We start from the raw sequence: 5,584 nt of genomic DNA on the forward strand, positions 1-5,584 counted from the left end.
GCCCTGCCCGGGATCCGATGGTGGGAGGCGACCTGCCGGCGGGTGGTGGTGGTCCGAGGCCGGATATTCCGTGGCTTTCCGCTCGCTGAGGGGCAACGGCTCAGCGCACGCCGCGCGGGCGGAACTGAACACTGATCCGCGGCCCCACCGGCCGCGCCGTCTTGGGCACGGCATGGTCCCACGTGCGCTGGCAGCTGCCTCCCATCACGAGCAGGTCGCCGTGACCCAGGTCGTGCCGGATCGTCGGACCGCCCCCGCCCCGAGGCCGCAGCAGCAACGCCCGCGGAGCACCTAAGACGGCGATCGCGACCATGGTATCGCGGACACCACCCGGCCCGACGCGATCGCCATGCCAGGCCACACTGTCACGCCCGTCGCGATACAGGCACAGCCCGGCGGTGGCGAAGCCCTCGCCCAGCTCGGCCGCATAGTGCTCGTCGAGGACCCGCTTCGCCGCGTCGAGCGCCGGGTCGGGCAGCGACGCACGCTCGTCGTAGAAGGCGAGCAGCCGGGGAATGTCGACGACCCTGTCGTACATCGTCCGTTGCTCCGCCCGCCAGGGGACACGATCGCGCAGCCGCTCGAAGAGCACGTCGGCTCCAACGATCCAGCGGGGCCGCACATCGACCCACGCGCCCCGCGCTAGCCCGACTCGCTGGACGGACGTCCCGAGTGGACCGACCTCGACCGCCGGGGCGTCATCGAGCAACGAGGCCTGGAACGCCGCGATCTCCATGCTTCGACATTATCAAACACACGTTCGAAGACGGGTCTGCGACAGGCCTGCCGACCCGACCGCCGTCACAGGTTGACAGGCGAATAATCGGAGCAGGAATAGACGAGGAATAGACGAAGGTAGCCGGCGGGGTCCCCTCGAATCGCATCGTTCCGATGTACGTCGCCCCCGTCAGCGACTTCCGCGAGGTCTTCAGCTCCACGACAGGCCTACGGATCCCGCCTTCCGACCGAAGGCACGACGTAGCCGGCACCCGGAGATCCGCCGCTCCCGCGGCGGCGAACAACACGACCGTCCGACCGGCTCCGACGCGCACCTCCAGCACATTCACGAAGTAGTTGTCGTCATAAACGCTCACCGCCACCGACGGCATCGTCACCGTGCCGAGGAGCGCAGGCGAGTAGTCCGCCTGGCACGAGTAGCGGAAACGGTAGCTTCCCGGCAGCGCGAGCGAGAACGTCAGTGTTCCGGAATACCGTCCGGAGGAGCTCACCGGCACCTCGGCCTGGACGGGAAACAGCCGGAACTCGCGAGAACCCGACGAGACCAGCACGCAGGATGTCCGCGGATCCCGCAGGTCGCTACGGCCGGTCGCGTCGAATCCGACCCGCAGCAGGAAGCCGTCCTGCCGGCTTCTGGTGAGAGTTGCGTAATAGTCGGCGCTGTACTGCGACACCCCGGGCGCGGCGGCGGAGAAGGAGGGCACGACGGTGAGCTCCTGGGACAGTCGGGGGAAGCCGGCTGCGGTGGCCGAGCTCGTTCGCGCCCCGGTCCCCGCACTGGTCCCGGCCCCGCTCCCCGCACCGCTCGCGGCCGCGGACGGCGATACCTTCGGGACGCCGTCTTCCGGTCCGGTCGCGGCCACCGTCGAGGACGCGGTGCCGGTCAGGGACCCGTCGCCCGGATGGGTGCCGACACCACCGCGGGCGAGGAACACCCCGGCCAGGATCGCGAGGACGGCTGTCAACGTCCCGGCCACGAGCCACACCCGTCCCGAGGGGCGGCCAGGCGCCCCGGGCGTCCCAGGCATCCCGGAGTCGGGCCACCGCGAACCGCCTGCCTCCGGCTCGCCGACGGGCGGCAGCAGGGCCGTTGCCGGTCGCGAGACCGTAGGTACCCGCGGCAACAGCGGTGTCGGTGCCTGTGGCAACAGCGGTGTCGGTGCCTGTGCCGGCGGTGGTGCCGGTGGCAGCGGTGGTGCCGATGGCGATACCGGTGCTGGCACCTGTGGCGGTACCAGCACCGGTGATGCCGGTCCCCGGCCGCGAGGGAGGCGAGGGCGCGCGCGGCAGCCGCGGCATCCAGCCGGACTGCCGGGTCCTTCTCGAGCATCGCCTCCAGCACCGGCTGGAGCCGACCGGCGAGCACGGTCGGGCGCGGCGGTTCGAACAGGATCGCGCTGAGCAGCCCGGCGGTCGTGTCGGCCTGGAACGGTAACCTCCCCTCCACCATCTGGTAGAGGGTGACTCCCAGGGAGAACACGTCACTACGTCCGTCCGCGGGCTGACCGCCGAGCCGTTCGGGAGCGACATAGGCGATGGTGCCGACCACTCCGGCTGCGGTCATCCGACTGTCGTCGTTGTGCGCGGCGATACCGAAGTCGGTGACGAGTGCCCGGCCATTCTCCGCCAGCAGGATGTTGCCCGGTTTGATGTCGCGATGAACGACGCCCTTCGCGTGGGCGAAGGCGAGGGCATCGGCGACCGCGGCTCCGATCGACGCCGTCTCATCCGGCCGTAGCCCGCCCGATCCCCGCAGCCGGTCCGCTACCGACCGAGCCGGGATGATGAGGTCCATGACGATCCACGGCAGCCCGCCGTCCTCGACCACGTCATGGACGCTGACGATCCCGGGATGACCCCGAAGGCGGGCGGCGTTCATCCCTTCCCGCCGTGCGCGGGCGATCCGTTCGGTCCACTCCCCCGGCGTCGAGTCGACGGGGATCGAGACTTCCTTGAGCGCGACGTCGACCCGCAGCATCTGGTCGGTCGCCCGCCAGACGGCCCCCATCCCGCCAGCCCCGAGGCGATCCTGGAGTCGGTAACGGCCGGCGACGACCAGTCCCGCATGGCCTACCACGGTCCTCCCCGATCCTCCCCGCCCGTGCCCGTTCATGCCGTCCGTGCCCGTTCATCGGGCAACTTCTCTGGACGGCTACTTTAGTGAGGGTTCCGTGGATGTCTCCCCGCCGGCCCGGTCGGCCCGGTCGGCCTGATCCCGACTTACCAGGCCGCCGATCGCGCACTCGTCGTGGGACCGCCGAATTCAGGGGAGGAAGTAACGGTCCAGGGGCCACCGACCGTACCCAGGTCCCCCGAACCCAGGTCCCCCGAACTCAGGTTCGGCCGGCTCGGGTCCCCGTACCCAGGTTCCCCGAGCTCAGGTTCGGCGCCGGGGGGTGCGGGACGTTGCGTGCGCCGAGCATCTCGGCGGCGATCTCGCGGACCTCGGCCATGCTCGGGACGGCGCGCCCCGCGTCGGTCAGCTCCCGCTGCACGGAGGTCATCTCCACCTCGGGCATGCCGCAGGGCGTTGCCCAGGCCCATGGCCGCATGTCGCAGTCGACGTTGAGCGCGAATCCGTGGCTGGTCACCTTGCGCGTGCACCGCAGGCCGATGGACGCGATCTTCCGGTTGGTCCGGCGGGTCCAGACGCCCGTGAGCTCGACGGACCCGGGCGGGGTGTCCCGCCGCTCGGCCGGAATGCCGAGCGCCTCGACCGTATCCACCAACCGGGCCTCCAACAGCCGCAGGAACGGCACCACCGCGTTCATTGCGCCGATATGACACATCACGTAGCCCACCAGCTGGCCGGGGGCGTGGTACGTCAGCAGCCCACCCCGGTTGGTCTCGTGAACCGGGATGCCCAGCCCCGCGAGCGGGCGGTGCTCGGGCGGGGTCCGCTTGCCGACGGTGTAGACCGGCGGATGCGACAGGAACCACAGCGTGTCCGGCCGCACGCCGTCGATCCGTTCCCGCACCATCACCCGCATCCGCGCCATGGCAACCTCGTAGTCGACGAGATCCTCGTCGAGGCGCAGCAGGGTCTCAGGCCAGGTCACCGGGACCGGGCCGCCGTCCACGCCGTCCACGGCGTCCACGGCGTCCACGGCGTCCACCCCGTCGACGACATCCACTCGGTCGATAGCATTCACGGGGTTCACGGCATTCACCTCTCCACCGTATGCCCGGTCCACCGTGTGCCCGGGTTCCGGCGGTCCGGGCCGGGATGATCCCGCGCGGTCGGCGTACCGTAGCGCACAGGGAGCAGCAATGACGTACGACATTGTCGCCGACCTCGTCGTGGTGGCCCACCTGCTCGGGATCGCGTTCATCATCTTCGGTGGGCTGCTGGTCCGGCGGCGGCGCTGGCTGCTCTGGCTGCATGTGCCCGCCATCATCTGGGGCGTAACAATCATCACGATCGGGTTCACCTGTCCGCTGACCCCGTTGGAGAAGTATCTGCGACGGCTTGATGGTCAACCGGCCTACCAGGGCGGTTTCATCGATCATTACCTTGCGGGCGTCCTCTACCCGGACGATCTCACCTGGCTCGTCCGCTCGCTGGCCGCGCTGATCGTGGTCGTTGCCTACGTGCGCGTCTGCCTGGACCTGCACCGACGACGGTCCCGACCGACGGTGGGCACCGGACCGGATCCGGCATCATCCGACCCCGGCCAGCGATGACCGTGATGACCGGCGGTGGGGTAGGCCGAGGCCGGCTACGACGTCACAGCGCTACGACGCCACAGCGCTACGACGCCGCCACCGGCACACCCCGAATACCCCAACGGGCACACCACCTACGCCGGCGCCGCCCAGCGGGTGCTGGACCGGGTGTCTCAACCGGCGGTGAGCCAGTGGGACACGGCGTCGCCCGTCACGACTCGCACGGTCAGAATTACCGCGGCAACCGCGAGAAGCGGAACGACAACCCAGTGTTCGATCCTGCCGTCCGTCCGGGGAACCAGGACTGTCTCCATCCGCCAGGTGACCGGCCAGAGAAGAGGGCAGCCGCGCGGGGTCAGGCAGTCCCCGGCCAGGTGGGCGAGACAGCCCAGGGTGACCGCGTAGCCGGCGAAGCTCATGTCGATGCCGTGCATGAGAAAGACAGCGACCCCGGCGGTCACGCAGTCCATGACGGACGACCAGTGCTCGTGCTTCTCGAAGTCCAGGCCGAGCCCACGTAGCCCGAAGCCCACGAGGACGAACAGCGCGGCCCAGCATCCGTACTCGAAACGGGCGGCCAGCAGGCCCATGACCACACCCATGCCGAGCGCGAAGAGGATCGAGTGGGTGGCGTGCCGGTGGCCACCGGCGGCCCTGCTGATCCACCTGCACATAACCCGGGTGACCGGCCCGAAGGTGTTGGCGATCCGACCGTTGGGATGGTCGATGTCGGGCAGAAGCGCCGCGCCCGCGGACACCACCGCGCCGGCGATCACCTGGGACGAGGACAAGGACACCGCGTGCGAGCCCAACCACTGCTCCCGGGACAGCAGGGGTGCGGCGGCCAGCCAGACCACCGCCCCGCTCAGGGCGTGGGTCCGCCCCATCATGGCAGCTCAACCTGAATGATCAGCACCGTCAGACTGTATCCAGCCGATCCAGCCGCCGCGCGCCGAGCGACGTTCGGCTGTCCCATGGCAAGCAGGCCCCGCGTGTGGTCATCGATCCAGCTCGTCAGACCGGTCGTCCGCGAGTTTGATGTTCCGGTCAGCTCGCAGGCGCGGGTGCTGACGCGAAGAGCAGCGCTACGCGGTCTCCAACAGGCTCGAAGCCAAGCTGCTGATACACGCCGTTGCTGGTCGGATTAGCCAGATCGGTGAACAGCAGGACCTCGTGCGCT

The 5,584-nt window shown here is 69.7% G+C and carries 6 protein-coding genes; 1 reads left to right on the top strand and 5 read right to left on the bottom strand.

Features of this window, described 5'->3' with window-relative positions:
* Positions 1–100: 100 nt before the first annotated feature.
* The 4 genes from AC08OJ_RS18140 to lipB form a co-directional block, all read right to left on the bottom strand.
* Positions 101–736, bottom strand: a complete 636-nt coding sequence (locus tag AC08OJ_RS18140) for an alpha-ketoglutarate-dependent dioxygenase AlkB (protein ID WP_476594456.1) — start codon at positions 734–736, stop codon at positions 101–103.
* Complete coding sequence (locus AC08OJ_RS18145; protein ID WP_476594457.1) at positions 699–1,715, bottom strand: hypothetical protein; 1,017 nt, start codon at positions 1,713–1,715, stop codon at positions 699–701. The genes AC08OJ_RS18140 and AC08OJ_RS18145 overlap by 38 nt, the downstream gene beginning before the upstream one ends.
* Positions 1,700–2,815: a serine/threonine-protein kinase gene (locus AC08OJ_RS18150; protein WP_476594458.1), complete on the bottom strand. Its 1,116-nt coding sequence runs from the start codon at positions 2,813–2,815 to the stop codon at positions 1,700–1,702. Before AC08OJ_RS18150 ends, AC08OJ_RS18145 begins: the two co-directional genes overlap by 16 nt.
* Before the next feature lie 256 nt (positions 2,816–3,071).
* Entirely contained in the window at positions 3,072–3,899 is an 828-nt protein-coding gene (gene lipB, locus AC08OJ_RS18155; protein WP_476596357.1) for a lipoyl(octanoyl) transferase LipB, read from the bottom strand.
* 109 nt (positions 3,900–4,008) lie between these two features.
* Here lipB and AC08OJ_RS18160 point away from each other — a divergent pair, with 109 nt between their 5' ends.
* Positions 4,009–4,422, top strand: coding sequence for a DUF2784 domain-containing protein (locus AC08OJ_RS18160; RefSeq protein ID WP_476594460.1), 414 nt, complete (start codon positions 4,009–4,011; stop codon positions 4,420–4,422).
* Positions 4,423–4,577: 155 nt separating this feature from the next.
* On the opposite strand, the gene AC08OJ_RS18165 is transcribed toward AC08OJ_RS18160, so the two are convergent.
* Entirely contained in the window at positions 4,578–5,291 is a 714-nt protein-coding gene (locus AC08OJ_RS18165) for a metal-dependent hydrolase (protein ID WP_476594461.1), read from the bottom strand.
* Between the last annotated feature and the right edge of the window lie 293 nt (positions 5,292–5,584).

The organism is Frankia sp. CgKIO3, assembly GCF_977946435.1.

What these genes read in the sequence shown, in the direction of transcription:
- AC08OJ_RS18140 (WP_476594456.1), bottom strand. Translation starts at nt 736, where the DNA reads ATGGAGATCGCGGCGTTCCAGGCCTCGTTGCTCGATGACGCCCCGGCG.
- AC08OJ_RS18160 (WP_476594460.1), top strand. Translation starts at nt 4,009, where the DNA reads ATGACGTACGACATTGTCGCCGACCTCGTCGTGGTGGCCCACCTGCTC.
- AC08OJ_RS18165 (WP_476594461.1), bottom strand. Translation starts at nt 5,291, where the DNA reads ATGGGGCGGACCCACGCCCTGAGCGGGGCGGTGGTCTGGCTGGCCGCC.